Source organism: Vibrio sp. 10N.286.48.C11, assembly GCF_041469805.1.
GTDB classification, from domain to species: domain Bacteria; phylum Pseudomonadota; class Gammaproteobacteria; order Enterobacterales; family Vibrionaceae; genus Vibrio; species Vibrio crassostreae_C.
Genome location: NZ_JBFRLK010000132.1, coordinates 12788 through 36627, shown reverse-complemented (window position 1 = coordinate 36627; position 23840 = coordinate 12788). Strand labels below are relative to the sequence as shown.

The following is a 23840-nucleotide window of genomic DNA, read 5'->3' as shown; positions in this document are numbered from 1 at the left end:
CTTAAGTGAACGGCATTACCTTCATGAGGCGGTTTTTTTATTAGGTAATGATCGATATTGATTCGGTAAATCTTACCCTTGTCAGGCTAATTGATGAGTCCAAACGCACGAGGCAGAGCCAAACTAATTTCAGGAATAAAAGTAATGGCCAACAGTGTGACGATCAATACGGCACAAAACGGCATGATACTTCTTATAACGTTTTCAATCTTAGAGCCACTGACACTACAACCCACAAATAGCGCCGTACCAACGGGTGGCGTTGCAATGCCAATACATAAGTTGAAGATAATCATCATCGCGAAGTGAATTGGATGCATGCCTAAATGCTCAGCAATCGGCATAAAGATAGGGGTAAAGATCAATACGGCTGGCGTAAGGTCCATAAACATACCCACAATCAGTAGAATCAGGTTCATCAGAATAAAGATGATAATTGGATTGTCTGAAATAGAGAGCATCCAATCACTGATCATGGTTGGTAGACCGGTAAACGCCATTGCCCATGACATAATGGTAGAAGCACCAATCAAGAACAGCATAATGCCAGTAACCTGAACCGTTTCTCTACAAATTATCGGAAAGTGTGCCCATTTGAGGGTTCGGTAACAGAGTGACAGTATAAAAGAGTATAGAACCGCTATACATGCCCCTTCTGTTGCAGTGAATATACCACCAATAATACCGCCAATAACAACAACAATAAGCCCTAAGCTTGGTGTTGCTTGCCAAACAATATTCAGCACATCTTTCGTTGTGAAGCCGTCATTCGCACTTGTTTTGTAGCCCTTCTTTTTAGCGATGAAATAAGCGACGACCATACAACTTAAGCCCATTAGAATACCTGGGACATACCCTGCGATAAACAACGCCGCAACGGATGTTCCACCCGATACCACTGAAAATACGATCAGTGAATTACTCGGCGGTATTAATAAGCCTGCCGGGCAAGATGCAACGTTTACTGCTGTTGCTAAGTTTTTATCATAACCATCTTTTTCTAATTCTGGGCCTAAGGTTTTACCAACCGCAGCTGCTGCTGCAACGGCTGATCCTGAAACGGCGCCAAACATCATATTGGCGAAGATGTTCACGTGAAAAAGTGAGCCCGGGATCCAACCAACCAAGAGCTTTGCAAGGTTGATGAGTCGACTCGCGATGCCACCTACATTCATTATATTCCCCGCGAGGATAAAGAAAGGGATGGCTAATAAACTGAAACTATCAATACCGGTAATGATTTTTTGACCCGCAGTAATACTGGCGACTTCAAACGGTAAGATGAAATACATGATGGTTAAAGATGACATGGCAATTGCAATCGCAATCGGCATGCTTATCGCGATCATGAATAAGAATAGGCCTAGCAGCCAAACACCAATGGACAAATCCATAATATAGAGTCCTTTTAAAACTTATTTTTTGTTGGGTTCACAAAAAAGATCAAACGTATTCATGACCAAATAAATGAGGATAATAACGGCTGAAATCGGCAATATTGAATACACCGTCGACATCGGTAATTGCAGTGCTGGAGAGAGTTGTTGTGTGGTTCTTCCCATTAGGGCGATGCCACCTTGAAGCATTGCTAGAAATACAAATGCGCCAGAAATGATATTGATGAGTACATGTAATGCGATATGTGCTTTACCCTTAAGATAACCATCCAATAACGTTATTGCTAAGTGTCCTTTGATACCGAATAAGTAGCTTGCTCCTAATAAGCCAAGCCATACCATCGCATAACGAGCAAGTTCATCAGTCCAGTTACTTGGATCATTCAAAACATAACGACTAAAGACCTGCCAAGTGACAGTAACGACAAGTAACATTAGTGCAAAAGAAGAGACAAAAAGAATCAGCCTATCAAGTAGGTTTCTGAAAGTTGCTAACATGGTGTGATACCTCAAAAAATTTTGCCTTAGCAAAGCCAAGGCAAAATTATATTTTCACTAAGACTGATTAAAGAGCTTCAATTTTTTCAATGAATGGAGCTAGTTTTGGATCTTTTTTCGCCTCATCAATCATAGGTTTAACAGCTGCACGGAAAGGGGCTTTATCAACTTCAACAAACGTGACACCTTCTTTCATTCCTTTCTCTTTGTTCATGTCATCTGTTGCATCCCAGATTTTGATCTGCTCTTCAAGAGACTCAGCAGCAGCTTCTTTTAAGATCTTTTGCTCTTCTGCCGTTAATGAACCCCATTTGTATTCTGAAATGATGATCACGTCAGGTGTCATCATGTGCTGGTCCATAGAGTAAAATTTGGCAACTTCGCTGTGTTTCATTTCAACTAAGCTAGAAATATTATTTTCAGCACCGTCAATTACGCCTTGTTGCAGCGCCGTGTATACCTCATTGAAAGGTACAGGCGTTGCTTTACCACCTAATAGGTTAACCATTTCCATCATGGTTGGAGAACCCGGAACTCGAACTTTCATACCAGCGAGATCAGCCGGTGAGTTAATGGCTTTTTTAGCGTAGAAGCTACGTGTGCCTGAGTCATAGAATGTAAGACCGATGAAGCCTTTACCTTCACTTGAAAGCAACATCTCTTGTGCAGCTTCACTTCGCATGAAGGTTCTCATATGTGGAACGTCACGGAATAAGAAAGGCAGTGCATTAACCTTAAACGTTGGTTCAAAAGATTCGGCTAACCCACCATTGATTTTGGCCATATCAATCGCGCCAGTAACAACTTGCTCCGCTTGGTCACGTTCAGAGCCTAATTGACCGTTTGGAAAGATCTTAATCGTAAGTTCACCATTCGATTTTTCTTTAACTTTATCAGCCATGATCACCATGCCTTGGTGAGCTGCGCTTTCTAATGACATTGCATGCCCTAACGTCAAAGTTTTTGCTTGAGCGCCAAATGCCATAAGAATTGAAGCCGCTGCAATCGTCAGTAGGTGTTTTTTCATGTTCTTCTCCAGAATCCATTTTGTAAGAGGTACAGTTTTTATATGCAACGCTATAGCTAAGTTTGAAATCTAACGTTCAATTGCACATCGCTCATAGCAGTAACGTTTCATTACAATATTCTTACCCTATGAATTTTGTATTACAATACTATATGTATATTTTGTGAACTAAGGTTTATCTATTGGCCTGAGAACCTAATTGATTGTGATACCAATCATATTTGGGACTAATTAGACCATTAATCAGTTCTACTTTGGATTTTTTTGTAATTTCGATTACTTTCAACTGCTTTAAGAACAATCTCTTAGTAAAAGAGTATCGATCTATTTATGTTATTTTAAGACATTAAATTCAGTTATGGAGCACGACAAAGAAGGTCTCCTCGCTCGAAAACGCGAGTCGTGAACAGTGCTTTGTGAGGTGATGAAGGCAAGGTTTTCGGCTGAGTTTAGGTAACAAGAATAGATAAAGGCAATAGAGAGAAGCTTGAGAGGATGAATTATTTGTAACAAAAATCCGAGAGCCTCACAGCTCTCGGATTTTTGTTTTTGGTGTTCTAGTTTTTTAGGCGTTAGACGAATTACAAATCAGCGCCATAGATATCAAACGTGAAGTACTTAGCGGCGATCTTGTCGTAAGTACCGTTCGCTCTGATCTCTTCAATCGCGGCATTGAATTGTTTCGCCAGTTTTGAATCCTGCTTTCTTAGTGCTAACGCCGTACCCTCGCCAATGTAGGCTTTGTCGGTTACTGCTTTACCTTTAAATTCAAAGCCCTCACCTTCTTTTTTATCTAAGAAAGCTAATGACAGTTGATCCGAGTTGCCAAAGGTTAGATCTAGACGACCATTTTGCAGATCCAGATACACTTCATCTTGCCCTGTGTAACGCTTAATGTTGGCCACACTGCCAAACTTGTCGGTTACGTAGCGATCGTGAATCGTACCTTGTTGAACACCTATAGTTTTGCCCGCCAAGCCCGCCTCATCAACGCTGAACTCCGCGCTTTTAGCAGCAACAAACACGGCTGGAGTTTGGTAGTACTTATCAGTAAATAAGATCTTACGCTTACGCTCTTCGGTGATACGCATTGACGCCATAATCACATCTGACTTTCTTGCCAACAAACTTGGAATTAGCGAATCCCAGCTTTGTGAAACCCAAGTACAATCGAGTTTAGCTTGCTCACACAAAGCATCAGCTATCTCAATATCAAACCCGACAGGCACACCGTCGCTGTTTTTATAGTTGAATGGCGGATACGTAAAGTCCGACGCTAAACGGATTTCTTTCGCCTGTACCGTTGTACCAAGTAAAGCGGCCGCACAAGCGAGTCCTAGTATTATCTTTTTCATCATTGCCATCCTAGATATGATCTTTATCGAGTTGAGATTGAATTTCTTTATGTTGAGCTTGTTGAATTTGTTTGCCTTGTTGACTCTGTTCTAATTCGGTTTGGTAACGTGTTAGTGACGTTATCACTTCTAGCATGCTCTCTTGGCTACCAATACTGATTCGAACACAGTTACGCAAAGCCGGTTCATGGTTTTGGTTCCTTGTCACAATGCCGTCCTTCGCCAAGACACTGAACACTTGGTGCCCTGCTTTTTGACGCAGCAAAATGAAGTTTGTCGATGAAGGGTAAACAGACTCGATGAAATCAAACCGCGTTAGCTCACAAGCAAACCAGTTACGTAGTTCAACCAGCTTTTGCGTCGCGTCTTGCATCACTGAGACTCGTTCATCGGACAAAGCGTCTAGCACGATTTGAGATGAGCAATCTGGCATCGGATACGGTGGAATCAGCTTCGCGACATACTGCATCACATTTTGACTCGCTAAGATAAAACCACAACGAACTGCAGCCAGTCCAAATGCCTTAGACAAAGTGCGAATCACAACCAAGTGCGGATAACGCTCAATAAGGCTAACAGCTGACGTTTGTGGTTCAAATTCGATATACGCTTCATCGACGACCACTAGAGATTTTCCAGTCGTGCCTTCCAGTACCTGAATCAAATCCGATTTAGGAATCACATTGCCCGTTGGATTGTTTGGTGAGCAAAGAAACACGATATTCGCCAGTTTTGCCTTATTCACAATATCAGCGACGTTCAGGCTAAAGTCTTCCTGCAATGGAGAGTCCAAGGTATTAATCGCCAATGCATCAGCGCAAAACTCATACATCGCATACGTTGGAGAGCATATAAGTATGTTGTCGCACGCCGGTTTACAGAATGTTCTGATCAGCAAATCAATCGCTTCATCTGCACCACGAACAGCCACAGTCGCGGCATCGGTACTACAGTAATCTTGATAAGCCTTAGCAATATCTTGTGGTAAGAAGTCTGGGTATCGGTTGTGACTTGCTTCTCCTTGAAACAGCGAGCTTTCCAATTCATTGGCGTTTAGCCAGACACGTCCATCACCACCAATTCTTCTTGCCGATTGATAAGGTATTAATTTTTTTACAGCCTGAGGCACTAAGCTATCAATAAAAGATGTCAAGAAGCTATCCCTTTCACAAAATCACAATGTCTTCATCATTGCCTTCATATTCAAAAAATGTGACTTATACACATATTGAATCACAAATGATGATTAAGTATTTACATTCAAACAGAACACTATTGATAAATGAATCGAAATAATCACATAATAGCCATGATAAAAAGTCATAGGTAAAGATATGAATCGCACACTTCCTTCAACCAAAACCTTGCTCGCGTTTTTGTCTACGGCAAGGCACCTCAACTTTACACGCGCGGCACATGAGCTCAATGTTACGCAAGGTGCAGTGAGTCGTCAGGTATTGTCGTTTGAAGAAAGCCTTGGCTGTGATCTCTTCTATCGCCATGCTCGCGGATTGTCTTTAACGCCGAAAGGAGAAGAACTGGTTCCCCTGATACAAGGAACGATTCATCAGCTGCAATCGGCTCTAAATCAAGTGGCTAGCTCTCCGTCTAAGATCAAACTCAACGCACCGAGCTGTATTACCTCTTGGCTACTACCTAAGTTGATGTCTTTTCAGCAAGCCTATCCTGAAATTGATGTCGAACTGACGTCGACCATCAAGCACGTCTTCGAACCAAGCTTTGATCCGTTTGACGCCGTAATTACCTATGGTAAGAAGCCAAACCAACAATCGATTATCAGCCAATTATTGTTTAACGAGCAGCTAGCGCCCGTTTGCCAAGCACAAAGCATTACACAGAGCCATCTTGTCGACGACGCATCGACCATCATCAAGCCACACAAGCTTGCCCAATACACTTGGCTACACGCCAACAATGAGCAAAGTGATTGGCGACTTTGGTTAGAGCACATAGGCAGCCACGACCTTTCAAGCAAGAACAACCAACAATTCGCAACACTCGATCAAGCTATGAACGCCGCCATTCAAGGGTTTGGCATTGCCATAGGCGACATCACGCTGGCCAAGCAAGATATTGATTTAGGTAGATTGGTAAAAGTGAGTGAAGGCAGTGTTTTCTCTGGAAATGGTTACTTCTTGCTGCAACCCAAGAATCGACAAAATACATCCTTATCTACGCTTGTTGATTGGCTCGTCGATTAGCGGCAATCACCGTAGATAGAAGCACACTATAAACGGCAGTAGAGCGTCATAATGAGAATTTCATCGTTCTCAAAATGAAACTATTTTATGTCTGTTACGTATTGGTTGTCAGAGAATAGAACGTACCTCGTCTTAACTATTTGAAAAGAAGTTCAATTCTATCTGGTAGGGAAAATGTTCCGTTCAACTAGAGAAAATGGCATTCGAATTGCTTTGTCATAGATAACCCAACCAATATACAGCAGGTTGCAACAGTTTCACTGCAGCTTGTCACGGAGGATAGGCTATGACCTTACAAAGACATACGTATTACGGCTTGATTCACCATGGAATTAAAACCTTATTAATGGACAGAATTGGCCACTTCACAGAGCGTGAATATCACGAGTATCTCGACCTAACGACAGGCAAATCGACGTGTTTTGCCATGAGTGAGCAAGAGCTCGAAAACACCTTAGACAGCTTAAAGAGCGAAGGTTACCTTGAAGATATCAAAAAGCTGATACCTCGCTATCAAACCTCGTCAATGCGATAACCTGCTTCAACTCTTTAAACACGATGAGTGGTTAGATTGAATTAATTGGCACCCAATTGTCTCGAGCTATTTAGCATCGAGACAGTTTTCGTTAGACTGTCAGCAACTCAACTAACTGGATAGTCAGTGTCTCATGAAACAAATTCTTGATTTCATTCCTCTCATTATTTTCTTTGCGCTTTATAAGATGTACGACATCTATACCGCGACCGGCGCTTTGATCGTTGCCTCTGCAGTTCAAATTATTTTGACTTATTTCATCTACAAGAAAGTCGAAAAAATGCAGGTCATCACCTTTCTAATGGTTGCCGTATTTGGTGGCATGACCATCTTCTTGCACGACGACAACTTCATTAAATGGAAAGTCACCATCGTTTACGCACTGTTTGCGATTGGCCTGACGGTCAGTCACATCATGGGCAAATCAGCGATTAAAGGTATGTTAGGCAAAGAGGTCACACTGCCTGATTCGGTATGGGGCAAGATCAACTGGGCATGGACGCTGTTCTTTACCCTATGTGCCGTTCTCAACGTTTACGTTGCTTTCAGCCTACCGTTGGATGTTTGGGTCAACTTCAAAGTGTTTGGTCTACTCATCGCGACCTTGCTCTTCACCTTGCTCACTGGTGTTTATATCTATAAGCATCTACCAAAAGACCAGCAGAAAGAGTTAACGGATAAAAATACCGACGAGAAATAGCCCTTAGGGATGAGTCCTCATACCCTATTTGATACAATTATTATCAATATGCGATTGGCCAATGATACTCGTGATCATTGGCCGCTGATTATTTGTGTTCGGTGAAGACGTTAAAAATTAGACCACCACGAGTCTCGTAAACACATCTATTTTTATATAAAACAATCAATACCATTAAGAGTACGACAATGACTATTCAATCAACTTTGAACCCGATTGGTTCTTTACTTCTTCGCACATTAGCGATGCCTTCTGATACAAATGCAGCAGGCCAGATTTTCGGTGGTTGGATAATGTCACAGCTTGACCTTGCTGGCGGCATACTGGCAAAAGAGATATCTAACGGCAAGATAGTCACGGTTTCAGTATCGAGTATCGAGTTCAAACAGCCGGTTTCAGTGGGTGATGTTGTGTGTGTTTATGGTGACTGCACTAAGATTGGTCGCAGCTCGATGAATATCGACCTAGAAGTATGGGTTAAGCCGGTACTTGATCATGGCATCGGCGACCGTTACAAGGTCTGTGGCGCGACCTTCAACTACGTGGCAGTTGATGAAAGTGGTAAGCCTCGCTCTATCAATAAATAGGACTTTTCACTCAGTCGTTCATGTAAGTGGTCTTTAGTTTCAGCAAATGAAATAGCTAAAGACCATAGCGCTCTCTCGCACCAATTCACAATTTCTTATCATTAACCCTTCCAATACCAATTAGTTCGCGTAAATTAGCAAGATAGCGAATTTAAACGCCCCAATTTAGTGAAGTAAAATAAGGATATCTCAATATGTGGTACGTGATTTTTTCTCAAGACGTCGAAAATTCATTAGAAAAGCGCCTAAGTGTTCGCCCACAACATCTAGAACGCCTACAAACACTTCACGATGAAGGCCGACTGTTAACAGCAGGCCCAATGCCAGCCATTGACTCAGATAACCCTGGTGAAGCTGGCTTCACAGGTTCAACTGTGATTGCTGAATTTAACTCTTTGGAAGATGCACAAGCATGGGCAGACGCTGACCCGTACATTGATGCTGGCGTTTACCAAAATGTGATTGTAAAACCATTCAAGAAAGTATTTTAACGTGAAAAAATGGATTATTGGCTCACTGGCTTTAGCTCTGCTTGCAGGCTGTGCTTCAAGTGAGCAAGACGAACAAAGACAGCTAGAGATGATGGCGCAGCACCGAGCTGGCGTTTTATCTGCAGGCCTGCCGATTGAGTATGGCCCACTGTCGGTCATGCGCGTGCTAGCAAAAAACACGGTTATCGAAATCATGATGATCTACAACCAAGATGCAAAAGGTGCTAAGCCTTTAAACCAAGTTGTAGACATGAGTGTGAATAGCTACTGCACCAACTCTGAAGTGAGAGCAAACCTTGATATGGGCTTGGCTTACAACATCAAGATTCGCAACACTCGCGGACAACTGATGGTTGAGAAGTTGATCAGCAAAGAGACGTGTCAGAGCAGCAGCTAGATTCTAGCTCGAGATTCGAACAAGTATAAAACCAGAAGGCCTCGCAAATGCGAGGCCTTTGTTTTATGAAGCAATCAAAATCCTAAGCTGAATTATGCCTCGGTTGATTCCCACTCTTTACGCAGTGCTTTAGTTGCCGAAACTAAGTTAGTCAGCGCCGCTTCCGTCTCTGCCCAGTTCCGTGTCTTCAGCCCACAATCAGGGTTTGCCCACAAACGTTCCGCTGGAATTTTCTCTGCCGCTTTCTTAAGTAAATCAACAATCCACTCTTCTGACGGGATGTTTGGTGAGTGAATGTCATAAACGCCAGGTCCAATCGCATTCGGGTAGTTGAACTCTTCAAATGCTTTCAGCAGTTCCATGTTCGAGCGAGAAGTCTCAATGGTAATCACATCGGCATCTAGCGCGGCTACTGAATCAATGATCTCGTTGAACTCGCTGTAACACATGTGGGTATGAATCTGAGTTTCTGGTTTAGCACTTGCCGCTGAGATCTTAAAGGCATCGACGGCCCACTCTAGGTATTCTGCGTGGTCGCGCTTTTTCAATGGCAGACCTTCACGAATCGCTGGTTCATCGATTTGGATAATGTTGATGCCCGCGTCTTGCAAATCAGACACTTCATCTCGCAGCGCAAATGCCAATTGATTAGTGATCTCTTTGCGTGAAATGTCTTCACGTGGGAATGTCCAACATAAGATAGTGACTGGGCCTGTCAGCATCCCTTTCATCTGCTTCGAGGTCAGAGATTGTGCATAGGTCGACCATTCTACGGTCATCGGCTTCTCACGCTCTATATCCGCGACCACAATCGCCGGCTTCACGCAGCGTGAGCCATAGCTTTGTACCCAACCAAACTTAGTGGTTTGAAAGCCTGCTAGGTTTTCTGCAAAGTACTCCACCATGTCGTTACGTTCAGCTTCGCCATGAACAAGCACATCCAAATCCAGTGCTTCTTGACGTTTAACGGCATCCGCAATATGGCCTTTCAATGCAGTGTTATATTCCGCTTCACTCAGTTTGCCAGTGCGGTAAGCGCTACGTTGAACACGGATCTCGCCTGTCTGTGGGAATGAACCAATGGTTGTGGTTGGTAACAGCGGTAAGCCTAACACCTCAGACTGGTGCGCGGCACGTTCTGCGTATGGAGCAGTGCGCTCTGCTAGCGCTTTAGTTATCGTGTTAATACGAGCTTGAACTTGCGGCTTATTCACATGAGTTGCACTCTTGCGTGCAACAATCGGGTGGCTATACGTCTCACACGCTAAAATGGCATTTTGGTCGCCGTCTAACGCCGCACCCAATAAGCTCACCTCAGTGACTTTCTGTTTTGCAAAGGCAAACCAACTCTTCACTTCTTCGCTAAGCGTCTCTTCTAACTCAAGGTCGACTGGGCTATGCAGCAATGAACATGAACTTGCGACCCATAGTTTATCGCCTAGCTTTTCTTTCACTGGTTGCAGCAACTCAAGCTGCGCGGCTAAGTCTGCTCGCCAAACATTGCGTCCGTTGATTGCTCCTGCAGAAAGCACCCAATCTTCAGGTAGCTTGTTCACCACTTCATCGAGTTGCTGGGGTGCGGCAGCCAAATCGATGTGTAAGCCGTTGACGGGCAGTTCCATGATTTTATCTAACGTGTCAGTCACAGAATCAAAGTACGTGGTAAGGAGTAGCTTCACATCACCTTGAATCACCTGATAAGCCAATTTGAATGAATCTGCCCACTTAGTCTCAAGTTCCAGAGAAAGGATAGGTTCATCGATTTGTACCCACTCAACGCCCAACTTGGCCAGTTTTGCCAGAATCGCTTGGTAAGCGGTAAGCAAGCGTGGAAGCAAAGTTAAACGGTCAAAGCCCTCTTCTACTTCCTTGCCGAGATATAAATAAGATAATGGGCCTAGAAGAACTGGCTTCACCTTATGCCCCGCTTTAATCGCTTCACTCACTTCGTCAAACAGTTGTGGCCAACTCACTTCAAAGGTGTCGTCTTTACTGAACTCAGGAACAATGTAGTGATAGTTAGTGTTGAACCACTTCGTCATATCTGATGCTGCTGCACCATCTTTAGCGCTTTCAGAGCCGTGCTTAGCGCCACAACAAGTTGGCTGCCTTTGAGATTGTATTTGAGTTTGAGATTGACCGCGACCAACGCGGAACAAGGTATCTAAATCTGGGAAGGCTTTTTCACCTTCTGATCCACCAGCGTGACGCTCAGGTACATGACCTAGAAGTAACGTCGTTGTTAGAACATGGTCGTACCATGCGAAGTCACCCGCAGTTGCAAAGCTTAGATTCGCCTTAGCTTGTACATTCCAGTTACGATTTCTTAGTTCGCTACCGAGTTGCTTTAAATCTGATTGGTTAATCTCACCGCGCCAGTATTTTTCTAAAGTGAATTTGAGTTCGCGTTTTTCGCCGATACGTGGGTAGCCTAAAATATGCGTTGTCGTAGTCATGAACCTGTTCCTTATTCAATAATTTTTAGTGTTCGATCAAACTGCCTAGCTTATGGTTTAAGTTCTTTACAAGGCGTCTAGATGGCTAAACTATCTCCCTAATCTGAACGATGAACAACGTCCAAATATTCATCTTGTTTATTAAAAATATTCATCTTGAATAATCTAAAGCTGAAAAATTAAATCCATCTGGACATCTAGACGTTTACAAATGAAAGAAAACCCCGTAGGGTGATTATTAAGAAATATTGAATTGGCTTAGGGAATATGAGGAAAACTCATGATAGAGCTTAAACACCTTCGAACATTGACTACTTTAAGAGACAGCGGCTCGCTAACAGCGACGGCAACTTCTCTTCACTTGACTCAGTCGGCGCTTTCTCACCAACTGAAAGACCTTGAGGCGCGTATCGGTGGTCAGCTTTTCCTACGTAAAACTAGACCAGTTAAGTTCACCTCTGAAGGTGAGATTTTGCTTAGGCTTGCCGATGAGATACAGCCAAGAATAGCTAAAGCGGAGAACGAACTCGCGAGCCTGAAAGAGGATGTGAATGGTCGTTTGCACATGGCGATTGAATGTCACTCATGCTTCCAATGGTTAATGCCTGCTTTGAAGGAATATCAAGTGGCTTGGCCAAGCGTAACGCTAGATTTCTCGTCAGGCTTTGGGTTTGAGCCGCTACCCGCGCTAATGGCAGGCGAGCTAGATTTGGTGATCACCTCTGATATACAGCCTCGCTCTGAGGTTCACTACGAACCACTCTTTGATTTTGAGATGCGTTTGATCACCGCAATCAACTCACCTTTGGCAGAAAAGGCGAGCATTGAACCGCAAGATCTTAGCGATCTCACTATGCTCTCCTACCCAGTTCAAAAGCAGCGTTTAGACGTAGTGAAGCACTTTTTGCAACCAGCAGGTGTAGAACCTAAGAAGTGGAAACAAGCAGACAACACCTTAATGTTGGTGCAAATGGTATCGGCAGGATTAGGTGTCGCGGCATTACCAAATTGGGCGATCAGTGAGTTCTCAAGACAAGGTTTGATAGCCAGCAAACCGTTAGGTAAAGGGCTTTCAAGAAGACTGTTTGCCGCAGTAAGAAACTCAGAAAAAGACAAACGTTACCTACAGGCTTTCTTTAGCACAGCAAGACAGCAGAGTAAGAGTCAGTTAGATGGTATTGAGGTCGTTTAAGAGGTTCATTATTGAGCTAGCTTAAGCCTGTATTAAATCGGAAAGGCAAACGCCAGAAACAAAAAAAGTCACAGATAATCTGTGACTTTTTAGTTTCAGTATCGATGATTTTCGATATCTGTTGATTCGCGAAAATAGACTATCTTGGATAAGACTTAAACTGGTTAGTCAATGGGTCGTATTGATAGCCAAGCATATCGAGCTTGCCCACGACACTTTCTATATCCATTTCATACATACTGATCAGCTCTTCAAAGCTATCGCACTCTAGGCGAAGTTTCTCATTCACGATTCCCAGCAAGATAATGCTATCGAAACCTTTGACGTTGCTTAAATCCATCTCGTACTCCTTACGAACACACCGACTAAAATTAAGTTTAGAACGCTTACCAAGGCCATGCTAAAAAACTGATCACACTTCTTAAAGAGAATGCGTGATTAATGAGCGCACGTAATTAATGAAAGTGCGCGATTAAAGTGCCCACACTGGCGTTAAACCCACAGCCGCAGCCAATAACATCAGTAACGAAACCGTCAGTTGAAGTTTTTCCGGGGTTTTAACGAACAGTAGATGCCAACACCACACCACGATAGCTGAGATTAGCAAAGCAAAGCTGAACAGTAGCGTTGAAATCACTGGTTCTAGTTGAGCTTCAGACAAAGAATAGACACTCACGACTGTTGCCAAAACCACCAACATGCCCGTCAAAACACCAACAACAGGCAGAACACGGTGAAATGCCTGTAAGCGTGTTCTTGCAATCGTCAGCAGTAAATGGCCAAACGCTGAGCCTAACAGTGCCACTAGCAATACAGTAGTGATGATACCAACGGTAGTTGCTTGTTCCGTCGCTTGGATAGCAACGTAAGACAATGCCAAACCACAAGCTAAGTACATCACCCAAATAGGGCCAGAATCGCGTGTCTTCTTAGTTTGAACTTGAGAATAGAAATAAAAGATCGCAAACACGACCAGAAAGGCTTCAATTTTTACTGAGGCAACGGCAAGCCACAGCACGCCAATCGCAGGTAACATCTTGTGGATACGACCACGCTGCCCCGGACAAATATCCCCTTTCACCAAGATGAGGGTTAAGATCAGTTGGGCTCCTAAAAGCATCGGAGCAAATTGTACTAATAACGTTTCGACCATTGTGGATCTACTTCTTCAGACTTATTTTCGCGAATAATATCAAAAACTGCTGCGAACACTAATCAAAATCACAAATTAGCGACGTTATTCAAGGCTTCAACTATGCTGTTGTATGGTTCTTTTGTCGCCATTTACCGTAAAAAGACGAAAGACACCAGAACTAACAGGGGCATGTTCTACTGGCTAGTCTAGGCTCATGCCGCTATAATTCCCGCCTCAAAAATCAGAGGTTGAAATATGTACAGCGATATCACTCCTATTCACGAACACAAAAAATACTGGGCCGAGTGCTACGGAACTGCACCCTTTTTGCCTACCAGTAGAAAGGAGATGGATGCTCTTGGATGGGATAGCTGTGACATTATTATTGTAACTGGTGACGCTTATGTCGATCACCCGAGCTTTGGTATGGCTATCATCGGCCGTCTGCTTGAAGCTCAAGGTTTCCGCGTGGGCATTATTGCTCAACCAAAGTGGGACAATAAAGATGCCTTCATGAAGCTAGGTAAACCTAACCTATTCTTCGGCATCACAGCGGGTAACATGGACTCCATGATCAACCGCTACACCTCTGATCGCAAATTACGTCACGATGATGCTTATACTCCGAACAATGAAGGTGGCAAGCGTCCTGATCGTGCAACTCTGGTTTATTCTCAACGTTGTCGTGAAGCTTACAAAGGCACGCCAATCGTGCTTGGTGGTATTGAAGCGAGCTTACGTCGTGTAGCTCACTACGACTACTGGTCAGATAAAGTTCGCCGCTCTGTATTGTTTGATGCAAAAGCTGACATTCTTCTTTTTGGTAACGCTGAGCGTGCATTGGTTGAAGTAGCACACCGCATTGCCGATGGTGAAGACATGTCTACGCTGACCAATATCCGCGGTACTGCTATCAATCTTCCTGCGGCCCCTGAAGGCTTCAAGATCATTGACTCTTCTCGTATCGAAAAGCCGAACAAAGCGTATGTTCCGGTTAACCCGTACGAAGTTGAAACTCAGTGTGATACCAAGAAAGACGAAAAAGAAGAAGTAAAAGCGCAACCTATTACTATTCGCCCTTCTCGTCACGATGCAAAAACTACAGCGGTTCGTATCCCAGGTTACGAAAAGCTAAACAATGACCGTATTCTTTACGCTCACGCTAGTCGTATTCTGCACCTTGAGACAAACCCGTACTCAGGTCGTGCTCTTATTCAACGTCACGGTGATCGCGAGCTTTGGATTAACCAAGCGCCTATTCCATTGACCACAGAAGAGATGGACTACGTGTTTGGCCTTGCGTACAAGCGTGTTCCGCACCCGATGTACGGCAAAGCGAAAATCCCAGCATACGACATGATCAAAACCTCGGTTAACATCATGCGTGGTTGTTTTGGTGGTTGTTCTTTCTGTTCAATCACAGAGCACGAAGGTCGCATCATTCAGAACCGTTCGAAAGAATCTATCTTGGATGAGATCGAAGACATTAAAGATAAAGTACCGGGCTTCACAGGTACTATTTCTGACTTGGGCGGCCCAACGGCGAACATGTACCGTTTAGGTTGTTCAGATCCAAAAGCTGAAATTAACTGTCGTCGTCCATCATGTGTGTTCCCGAAAATCTGTGAAAAGCTAAACACAGACCATCAACACACTATCGACCTGTACCGCTCTGCGAGAAAAGTACCGGGTGTTAAGAAGATCATGATCGCTTCTGGTGTACGTTACGACTTAGCGATTGAATCTCCAGAATACGTTCGTGAGCTTGTGACTCACCACGTTGGTGGTTACTTGAAGATTGCTCCAGAGCATACTGAAAAAGGCCCACTGGATCTGATGATGAAGCCGGGCATGGGCACTTACGATCGTTTCAAAGAGATGTTCGAGAAGTACAGCGCTGAAGCCGGTAAGAAACAGTACTTAATTCCTTACTTTATCTCTGCTCACCCGGGCACAGAAGATGAAGACATGCTTAACCTAGCAATGTGGCTGAAAAAGCACAACTACGAGTGTGACCAAGTACAGAACTTCTACCCATCGCCAATGTGTAATGCAACGTCGATGTACTACTCAGAGACTAACCCTCTGAAACGCGTGAAATATAAGAAGCGTGAAGATGTTCCTGTGCCGAAAGGTGATCGTCAACGTCGTCTGCATAAAGCACTGCTTCGTTACCACGCTCCTGAAAACTGGAAAATCATCCGTGAAGCACTGATCAGCATGGGTAAACAGCACCTAATTGGTGACAAAGCAAACTGCCTAGTACCAGCAGAAGACTTTGATGCACAAACACCGGCACAACGTCGTAAGTCTGGTCGTCACGGTTCACAACGCTTTGCGACTAAGCACAGTAAATCTCAGCCAGGTCTTGGTGGCGAAAGCCCACGTAACCACTCTGGTAAGAAACCGGGTGGCAAGAAGCCGAATGGTAACGGCAACGGTAGCCAAGGTAATGCTAACCAAGGTGGCGGTAATGGCAATGCTCGTAAACCAGCGACTGGCTTCATTAAGAAAGGTCCTGGTGGTCAGCAATCACAAGGTAATGGCGGCGGAAATGGCAAACCAAACCGTAACAAAGCGGGCAATGGTCAAGGTGGCAAACCTGCAAGTAACGGCAAGAACCGCCAGCGCGCAGCACAACGCTAATATCGCGAACCGATTGACTTCGCTATCGTAAAAACACAAAGCGCAGCTATTTAGCTGCGCTTTTTTGTGTCTGTTACAAGATAGCCTAACGAGCAAACACCCAATACTGACTAAGCAAATAGTTACTGACCATGCCCACCAAGATGCCAACCGCCATTGCGATAAACACTGCCCCAGTAAATGCAGGCAGCAATTCAGTCATCAACTTAAAGCACAGCAAATTAGGTATCGCCGATATTGATGCAGAGAACATGAACTTTTGCCATTGAATCAGCTTTTCGGACCAATTCCCCTGCCCTTTGAATTCAAAGGTCAACACTCGATTTCCAAACCAGGTTGTCGTTGCTGCAACGATGAAAGAGCCAATTCGAGCACTCATTAACGGCAACCCAATAACGTAATGCAGCAACGCAAACACGGCAAAATCGACAACAAAGCCACCCGACCCCACCATAGCGAATTTAATCATCTTATGATGAGGTTGTAGTTTTTGGTTTAGCACGTCGAACTTGTGGCTAAACAGTCTCGATGACGAGTTAAAATTGAACATCGCCATCACTTCGAATATGGCTCAACGATAGATTTGGTTTGATGTTTTGGCTATGACAACTAAATAGAGCGCGCTTGATCTTCACCGTCGGCTCTAAAATACAGGTCAACGCATTGTCTTTAATCTTGGTTTCCACTTCCGCTCTTTTACCAATCAGATAGAACTTGTCGATACCATCTAACTGTTTAACATCAAGTAGCTTTTTCGCTTGTCCATGACTGTAAAATTGCCCAGAGAACGGTCGTTTACCGATGTAAAAGCTCGGCGCTTCATCCGTGATCTGCTCGAAGATAATACGGTCACTTTTCTCGTTCGCTTTGCCTAGGTTGAGGTAGACCATCGCAATCATTAACAGCACAGGTAGCACCAAAGCCACACTCGAGAACCACTTCTTATCTTTTTCTACCACAAGCGTTGCCACCAGCAAGCCAAGGGCTGGAATACCCGGTAGGACGTAAGCTGGAAGAATATTACCCGCCATAGTGAAAAGAATTAGAGGAGAGACCAACCAACACACAAGGAATGAAAACAACCCACTATGTTCAGCGTTAACTTCTGCGATTTTCTTACGACGGGCGAAAGTCAAAATAGGCAACACAATCGACCACGGCGCAGCCGCTTGAATCCAGAAAATCCAAATCATGCCTCTTGCTTGGTCATGGGCAGAACCGTATAAATCGCCCTCCCAACCACTCACAACAAAACGCTTAAAGTGTTCGCCAACAATAAAGTAATCAATAAAACCCGGTGTTGCCATTTCAGCCATGATGTACCACGGCAAAGCAATCGCTAGCATCACGCCTAAGCCTGACAACAGTGGAAAGCGTTGCCATAACACTTTAAAAGCGCCAAAAAATCCATGTTGCAATACTAACCAAGGGAAAACGGCGATACCCATAATCACAATCGCTACCGGCCCTTTTGCCAGCAAGCCTAGTGCTAAGCCAATAAAACCGACATAGCCCCAAGACCGATTAGTCTTCGCGCTCCCTTCTCCCTTCGAACCCTCTCCTCCTAACCAACATAGGTAGAAACCTAACATGGCTATGGTCATCGCTAACGTTAATGCCATGTCAGTCATAACAGCACCCGCCGCGATAGAGAAAATCCCACATGTCGCCAACACCACGGCCGCCACCAAGGCACTTTGTCCGGTGCGCTTAGCCATGTACGCAACCAACAAAATCGTCGCAAAACCTGCTAACCAGTGTGGCGCACGCACAGCAAACTCACTCAAACCAAACAGCTCAATGCCAATCGCGCTCATCCAGGTAAACATCGGAGGCTTACCCCAGAAAGGGATGCCGTAATCAAATTGAGGGGTTAACCAATTGCCGGTTTCTACCATCAAGCGAGCCATCTCACCGTAGCGCGCTTCCGTAGTGTCCATTAAAGGGTATGTCGCCAGAGATAAGAGCCTTAGAACCAATGCAAAAGCCAACAAATACCATAGGTGCGTTCGGTTCAGGCTCATGCTGACTCCTCTAATTTAAAATGCGTTTTTAATGCAGGGGTATCGACCACCGATTGGATCAGATACAAAGGACGGTTCTTGGTTTCGATGAAAATACGACCTATGTACTCTCCCATTAAACCAATACACAACAGTTGGATACCGCCAAGGGCAAGCTGTACGACCATCATTGACGGATAGCCCGTGATGGGCTCACCAAACATCATGGTTTTGAACACGATGAAGACGCCATACACGAAAGCAGTAAGTGCCACTAAGCCACCAACGGCCGTCGCAATACGCAGTGGGCGGATAGAGAATGAAGTGATGCCATCCATCGCCAAGCCAACCAGCTTCAAGTAGTTCCACTTGGTCTCACCACAAAAGCGCGCGTCGCGCTTAAACTGAATCGTTGCTTGCCTAAAACCCGGCCATGAGAAAATACCTTTCATGTAGCGATTACGTTCAGGAAGTTGATTGATATGGTCGACGACTTCACGGCTCAACAGTCTGAAATCACCGACATTTTCAGGAACATCGATTTTCGCAGCCACATTCATGACTTTGTAAAAGCTCGCCGCTGAAAACTTCTTAAACCACGTTTCACCATCACGCTGGCTGCGCTGCATATTCACAACGTCATAGCCTTCGCGCCACTTGGCAACCATTTGTGGGATCAGCTCCGGCGGATCTTGCAGGTCTGCGTCTAACAAGATCACCGCTTGTCCTCGGCAATGCTCAAGGCCAGCACTCATGGCTGACTCTTTACCAAAGTTACGGCTTAAACCAATCACCGAGATTGAGCTGTTGATTGAAGTGAATGAACTCACCAAGTCCAAGCTGTTGTCTTTGCTGCCATCGTCGACATAAACAATCTCACTCGTGATCGGTAAGCTATCAAGCACCTTGGTAAGGCGAGAGTGGAACTCTTCCAATACCTCTTGTTCATCGTAAAAAGGCACAATGATAGACAAAGAGACCGCAGGATTGATCTGCGATGTAGATATCTTAGGGCGGCTAATATGAAGTTCAGACATAATACGTTCTTCTATTTTTTAATCTGAAGCCAATCTACCCTCCCATAAGTGAAAGTTATGTTATTGACATATTTTTCACGCTCACTCAGGATAATGTTACTGTCTATTTCTGTATGAGAATCAAAATGAAACGAGTTCTATTAGTCGAAGATAACCGTGAAATTGCAGGTGTCTTGTTTGATTATTTTGAGTGTATTGGCATGGAACTCGATTACGCAGACAACGGTGAACTTGGCCTACAACTCGCGTTGGAAAACTCATTTGATATCATCATATTGGATCTAATGTTACCGAGAATGGACGGCCTAACGGTTTGTAATAAACTGCGAGACCAAGGTAACGCGACACCTATTTTGATGCTGACCGCCTTAGATAGCCGAGAAGATATGCTGAAAGGCTTTGAACACGGTGCCGATGATTACCTCACCAAGCCTTTTGATTTGGATATTTTGGAAGCCAGAATGAAAGCGTTAGTCCGTCGTTACCGCGGAAAAGTCGCCTCTTCAAAACTTCAGTTCGATGAACTCACCATCGACCAAAAAACCCGTAAAGCTTACCGCCAAGATAAACTACTAGCGCTCAATCCAACCACTTACACCATACTTGAGATGCTGTGCCAAAGCGCACCTGAAGTAGTCACTCGTGAAGCTATTTCCTACAAGTTATGGGAAGAAAACGAGCCCAACAATGATGTGTTGCGCAGTCACATTTATCAGTTACGTAATCAACTCGACAAGCCTTTTGACACTCAGATGTTAATTACGGTGCCTAAAGTTGGCTTCCGATTGGAGCCATCGAATTGATTTCAAATGTTCTTACAAGCACAAAAACCCTAACGGGCCGCTTAGCGGTTTTCTTTGGGTTAATGGCCGTAATTGTGTCGGCATTTGTCTATGTGGTATTTATCACAGCCCTGTACTTGTCGGAAGACCGCGTGGGTGAAAGACGCATCCTAATTGACCGCAACTATGCAGTCGGGTTATTCCAGTCAGGCGAAAGTGGAGAGCTTCGTATTGATGACCTGACTATCGCTTACAACGATCTTTCCTATCTACCGAAAAAGTATTTAAAGTATATTGAAGGCAAAGAAAATTTCATTGGTGAGGTCGGTGAAGATCCAGAATCTCGCATGGTCTATGTAGGCGAGTATACTCATGAAGGTAGAACTCACCCTATTGTTCTGCTTTCTGAAATAGACCGTGTCGAGCTTAGTGTCTTTGAGCTCGTTTATGCCACCACATTTGTATTAGCCCTTCTCTCTATTCTAATATTCAGCTTCGGAGCTCTGCTCTATCGGTTGTCTAAACGGCTGATTGAGCCCTTCAACTCCCTATCTGAACAGCTTGAATCCAATAAGCTCAATCTAAACGAAGAATTTGGAGTGAATGACGATGCGGCGGTGGAGTTTCGTCAGTTGACGGATCAACTCAATCAATACAGAAGAGAAATCAATTCTCTAGTAAAACGCGAGCAAGCTTTCGTACGCTACTCAAGTCATGAACTAAGAACTCCGTTGACTGTTGCTCGTGGTGCCAACAAACTGTTACTGAGAAGCGAAACAACCGAATTTCAATCTCGTCAGGTTGAACGTATTGATGAAGCCATTGTTCAAATGTCTGAAATGGTCGATGCACTGCTTGGTTTAGTTCGTTATGAAAGAAACAGTGACGATGCACCGCTGCGCTTGTTTAGTCAGCAAGAGTTAGAAGCTATCGTTTCCAAGAATTCATTACAGGCGGATGAGAAGCAAGTCGAGATATCCTTACACATTCAATCAGAGCCGACCATTCAAGCCACCAGCGCGATCATGAATATGTTGGTCGGCAATTTATTGAGGAATGCCATTGCAGCGACCAATAGTGGCACTGTCACGGTTACCCTGTCCGAACAGAGTATTGTGATTGAAGACCAAGGTGAAGGCCTTCAGGAACAATACAATCCGAATGGTCATGGATTAGGTTTATTGATTGTCGAGGACTTGTGTCAACGCTTCCAGTGGGGCTTTGAATTGGTCAATCGCAGCTGTGGTGGATGTACCGCTAAAATCACCTTTCAAACCGATATATCCGCATCAATCTCAGAGCAAATGAATTCATAGTTCGAGGCTCAATATCGAACGAAAACTTGATTTAGTTGGTTTACAGCACTTGCAGGCTACTAGATACTTGTTAGTCCTATTTGAACTAAAAATGCTGGCTTCTTAGTCAGCGTTTTGTCTAAGTGCGATGAAACTAAATAATAGCCCTATAACTCAACATCAATACAACGACCACACCTTTTTCTTGAAGCGTGACGATCAGCTCCACTCTCACTTTAGTGGCAATAAAGCGCGAAAGTTCATGAAGCTACTGGAAGACGATCACCCAAACATCACCACTCTAATAAGCTACGGTTCTGCGCAAGCTAACTCTCTATTCTCGCTCGCTGCACTTGCAAAAATTAAAGGCTGGACGCTTGAGTTTTACGTTGATCACCTTCCTCAATGGCTAAAAGAACGTCCAATCGGCAATTACCGTGGCGCTGTAGACTTAGGCGCTAAGGTGATTTCAGTCAAAGAGACGGGCTCTGAGCTTCACCCTCAGGAGTATATTGAGCAAATAAGACAGCCAGATTCTCAGTGCATTGTATTGCCTGAAGGTGGACGCTCTCAGCTTTCTGAATATGGCGTGAAGCAACTGGCGATGGAGATACTCAGCTGGACGCGTTTCGAAAACCAACACGATTTCTTGGTTGCACTACCAGCAGGCACCGGCAGTACGGCTCTGTATCTGCATAAGCATTTAAAAGTGCACAACATCCCGGTGTTAACCTGTGCGTGTGTTGGCGGTAATGACTATTTAACGCAACAATTCAATGAACTTGGCGAATCCGATCACCCACAGATCTTACCGCTCAAAACCAAGCACCATTTCGGTAAGCTGTATCAGCAGGATTATCAAACCTGGTTGGATCTACAAGAGCAAACCGACATTGAATTTGACCTGCTCTATGACCCTTTGATGTGGCAATGCTTGGAACAATGGCAACAAGACAACCCAACCAAAACCGTCATCTATATCCATCAAGGTGGCATCTTAGGCAATGAATCGATGTTGCCACGCTATCAGCGTAAGTATCCAGAGATGAGCATTAGCAAAACCAACGCATCTTGGTAGTTGTTTTCCTTTATTCCCCAGCTTAGCTATTCAAGTTTTGGTAAGCTGAAAACATCACAAAACAGCCATCGCACTCCCTCTCGATGGCTATTCATCAGCAATAGCCACCGGCTATCCCTGCCATACATTTCAAGTTAGAGACAGAAATATGGCGAGAATCATCGCGTTATCTATACTTTCGATTGGAACGTCAATTGTCATCGAAAGGAATAACGCATGCGAACACTCACCACGCTAGGCTTGTTTTCAGTTTTACTGCCCTTCTCTGCGATTTCAGGAGAAAACATCACTTACCAAGTCGATGGTATGGATTACGAAGGTTATTGGAGTGAAGCCAGTGACCAAGCGCCTTTGGTACTGCTAATACACGATTGGGATGGCTTAACCGATTACGAAAAGAAACGTTCTGAGATGCTCAACGAACTCGGTTACAACGTGTTCGCCATCGACCTATTTGGTAAAGGCATTCGCCCAACCGAAGTGAAAGACAAAAAACAACACACAGGTGAACTGTACAAAGACAGAGAGAAAATGCGTGCGCTACTCAACGCAGGAGCCATGGAAGCGAAAAGACTTGGCGGCAACTTAGATAACAACGTAATAATGGGATACTGCTTTGGTGGAGCTGCTGTATTGGAAGCTGCTCGTGCGGGAATTCCTTCGAAGGCTTACGTAACCTTCCATGGCGGTTTATCAACACCAAAAGGCCAAGACTACTCGCAGACTAAAGCTCCCGTAGTCGTGTTCCACGGCACGGCTGATGCCATGATTTCAATGCACGACTTTGGAAGCCTCGCCGCTCAACTTGAATCAACCAAAGTTCCGCATGAGATGATCACTTATAGTGGTGCGCCACACGCCTTCACAGTATTCGGATCGAATAACTATCAACATGAAGCTGACCAAAAATCTTGGGATAGATTTACCCATGTGCTAGAAACCACGACCAGATAATCTTCTCCCTCAGAACCCACAACCCCATTCGAAAACTTAAGAATGGGGTTGTT

Annotated in this window: 23 protein-coding genes; 12 read left to right on the top strand and 11 right to left on the bottom strand. The window is 44.3% G+C overall.

Features of this window, described 5'->3' with window-relative positions; all coding sequences use genetic code 11:
- Positions 1 to 86 precede the first annotated feature (86 nt).
- From AB4209_RS21945 to hisC, 5 genes are all read right to left on the bottom strand, one after another.
- On the bottom strand, positions 87 to 1394 hold the full coding sequence (locus AB4209_RS21945) for a TRAP transporter large permease (protein ID WP_010438025.1): 1308 nt from the start codon (positions 1392 to 1394) through the stop codon (positions 87 to 89).
- Between the two features lie 21 nt (positions 1395 to 1415).
- On the bottom strand, positions 1416 to 1895 hold the full coding sequence (locus AB4209_RS21940) for a TRAP transporter small permease (RefSeq protein ID WP_004736522.1): 480 nt from the start codon (positions 1893 to 1895) through the stop codon (positions 1416 to 1418).
- A 67-nt stretch (positions 1896 to 1962) separates the two neighbouring features.
- The gene (locus AB4209_RS21935) at positions 1963 to 2922 is read right to left on the bottom strand and encodes a TRAP transporter substrate-binding protein (RefSeq protein WP_017063537.1); all 960 of its coding nucleotides are present in this window, start codon (positions 2920 to 2922) and stop codon (positions 1963 to 1965) included.
- Between the two features lie 581 nt (positions 2923 to 3503).
- The gene (locus AB4209_RS21930; RefSeq protein WP_029235360.1) at positions 3504 to 4277 is read right to left on the bottom strand and encodes an ABC transporter substrate-binding protein; all 774 of its coding nucleotides are present in this window, start codon (positions 4275 to 4277) and stop codon (positions 3504 to 3506) included.
- Between the two features lie 10 nt (positions 4278 to 4287).
- The gene (hisC, locus tag AB4209_RS21925) at positions 4288 to 5430 is read right to left on the bottom strand and encodes a histidinol-phosphate transaminase (protein ID WP_372057374.1); all 1143 of its coding nucleotides are present in this window, start codon (positions 5428 to 5430) and stop codon (positions 4288 to 4290) included.
- 181 nt (positions 5431 to 5611) lie between these two features.
- Here hisC and AB4209_RS21920 point away from each other — a divergent pair, with 181 nt between their 5' ends.
- The 6 genes from AB4209_RS21920 to AB4209_RS21895 all read left to right on the top strand — a co-directional run bounded on the left by AB4209_RS21920 (position 5612) and on the right by AB4209_RS21895 (position 9209).
- Complete coding sequence (locus AB4209_RS21920) at positions 5612 to 6499, top strand: LysR substrate-binding domain-containing protein (RefSeq protein ID WP_017063534.1); 888 nt, start codon at positions 5612 to 5614, stop codon at positions 6497 to 6499.
- Between the two features lie 286 nt (positions 6500 to 6785).
- On the top strand, positions 6786 to 7034 hold the full coding sequence (locus AB4209_RS21915; RefSeq protein ID WP_017069991.1) for a hypothetical protein: 249 nt from the start codon (positions 6786 to 6788) through the stop codon (positions 7032 to 7034).
- Positions 7035 to 7167: 133 nt separating this feature from the next.
- Entirely contained in the window at positions 7168 to 7734 is a 567-nt protein-coding gene (locus AB4209_RS21910; RefSeq protein WP_372057372.1) for a septation protein A, read from the top strand.
- A gap of 188 nt (positions 7735 to 7922) precedes the next feature.
- On the top strand, positions 7923 to 8321 hold the full coding sequence (gene yciA, locus AB4209_RS21905) for an acyl-CoA thioester hydrolase YciA (RefSeq protein WP_009846426.1): 399 nt from the start codon (positions 7923 to 7925) through the stop codon (positions 8319 to 8321).
- 194 nt (positions 8322 to 8515) lie between these two features.
- Entirely contained in the window at positions 8516 to 8812 is a 297-nt protein-coding gene (locus AB4209_RS21900; RefSeq protein WP_004741234.1) for a YciI family protein, read from the top strand.
- Between the two features lies 1 nt (position 8813).
- Entirely contained in the window at positions 8814 to 9209 is a 396-nt protein-coding gene (locus tag AB4209_RS21895) for a GspS/AspS pilotin family protein (protein ID WP_017062026.1), read from the top strand.
- A gap of 92 nt (positions 9210 to 9301) precedes the next feature.
- Here the strand turns inward: AB4209_RS21895 and metE are convergent, their stop codons facing one another.
- On the bottom strand, positions 9302 to 11665 hold the full coding sequence (gene metE, locus AB4209_RS21890) for a 5-methyltetrahydropteroyltriglutamate--homocysteine S-methyltransferase (protein ID WP_372057370.1): 2364 nt from the start codon (positions 11663 to 11665) through the stop codon (positions 9302 to 9304).
- Positions 11666 to 11945: 280 nt separating this feature from the next.
- Here metE and AB4209_RS21885 point away from each other — a divergent pair, with 280 nt between their 5' ends.
- Positions 11946 to 12857, top strand: a complete 912-nt coding sequence (locus tag AB4209_RS21885; protein WP_372057368.1) for a LysR substrate-binding domain-containing protein — start codon at positions 11946 to 11948, stop codon at positions 12855 to 12857.
- 139 nt (positions 12858 to 12996) lie between these two features.
- Here the strand turns inward: AB4209_RS21885 and AB4209_RS21880 are convergent, their stop codons facing one another.
- Positions 12997 to 13197, bottom strand: a complete 201-nt coding sequence (locus tag AB4209_RS21880; RefSeq protein ID WP_004736508.1) for a DUF4250 domain-containing protein — start codon at positions 13195 to 13197, stop codon at positions 12997 to 12999.
- Positions 13198 to 13329: 132 nt separating this feature from the next.
- Complete coding sequence (locus AB4209_RS21875; RefSeq protein ID WP_017062029.1) at positions 13330 to 14010, bottom strand: hypothetical protein; 681 nt, start codon at positions 14008 to 14010, stop codon at positions 13330 to 13332.
- Between the two features lie 330 nt (positions 14011 to 14340).
- Here AB4209_RS21875 and AB4209_RS21870 point away from each other — a divergent pair, with 330 nt between their 5' ends.
- Positions 14341 to 16638: a YgiQ family radical SAM protein gene (locus AB4209_RS21870; RefSeq protein ID WP_408068888.1), complete on the top strand. Its 2298-nt coding sequence runs from the start codon at positions 14341 to 14343 to the stop codon at positions 16636 to 16638.
- Positions 16639 to 16723: 85 nt separating this feature from the next.
- On the opposite strand, the gene AB4209_RS21865 is transcribed toward AB4209_RS21870, so the two are convergent.
- The 3 genes from AB4209_RS21865 to AB4209_RS21855 are packed head-to-tail and all read right to left on the bottom strand — an operon-like array spanning position 16724 to position 19678.
- On the bottom strand, positions 16724 to 17188 hold the full coding sequence (locus AB4209_RS21865; RefSeq protein ID WP_372057364.1) for a GtrA family protein: 465 nt from the start codon (positions 17186 to 17188) through the stop codon (positions 16724 to 16726).
- Positions 17175 to 18662 carry a glycosyltransferase family 39 protein gene (locus AB4209_RS21860; RefSeq protein ID WP_017063527.1) on the bottom strand — a complete coding sequence of 496 codons (1488 nt, stop codon included), beginning with the start codon at positions 18660 to 18662 and terminating at the stop codon, positions 17175 to 17177. The genes AB4209_RS21865 and AB4209_RS21860 overlap by 14 nt, the downstream gene beginning before the upstream one ends.
- Positions 18659 to 19678: a glycosyltransferase family 2 protein gene (locus tag AB4209_RS21855; protein ID WP_048659621.1), complete on the bottom strand. Its 1020-nt coding sequence runs from the start codon at positions 19676 to 19678 to the stop codon at positions 18659 to 18661. Before AB4209_RS21855 ends, AB4209_RS21860 begins: the two co-directional genes overlap by 4 nt.
- Before the next feature lie 125 nt (positions 19679 to 19803).
- On the opposite strand from AB4209_RS21855, the gene AB4209_RS21850 reads away from it, so the two are divergent.
- From AB4209_RS21850 to AB4209_RS21835, 4 genes are all read left to right on the top strand, one after another.
- A complete protein-coding gene (locus AB4209_RS21850; protein ID WP_372057362.1) occupies positions 19804 to 20481 on the top strand; it encodes a response regulator transcription factor in 678 nt (225 codons plus the stop codon).
- On the top strand, positions 20478 to 21776 hold the full coding sequence (locus tag AB4209_RS21845; protein ID WP_372057360.1) for a sensor histidine kinase: 1299 nt from the start codon (positions 20478 to 20480) through the stop codon (positions 21774 to 21776). The genes AB4209_RS21850 and AB4209_RS21845 overlap by 4 nt, the downstream gene beginning before the upstream one ends.
- 127 nt (positions 21777 to 21903) lie before the next feature.
- Positions 21904 to 22833: a 1-aminocyclopropane-1-carboxylate deaminase/D-cysteine desulfhydrase gene (locus AB4209_RS21840; protein ID WP_372057358.1), complete on the top strand. Its 930-nt coding sequence runs from the start codon at positions 21904 to 21906 to the stop codon at positions 22831 to 22833.
- 216 nt (positions 22834 to 23049) lie between these two features.
- On the top strand, positions 23050 to 23787 hold the full coding sequence (locus AB4209_RS21835) for a dienelactone hydrolase family protein (RefSeq protein WP_372057356.1): 738 nt from the start codon (positions 23050 to 23052) through the stop codon (positions 23785 to 23787).
- Positions 23788 to 23840 lie beyond the last annotated feature (53 nt).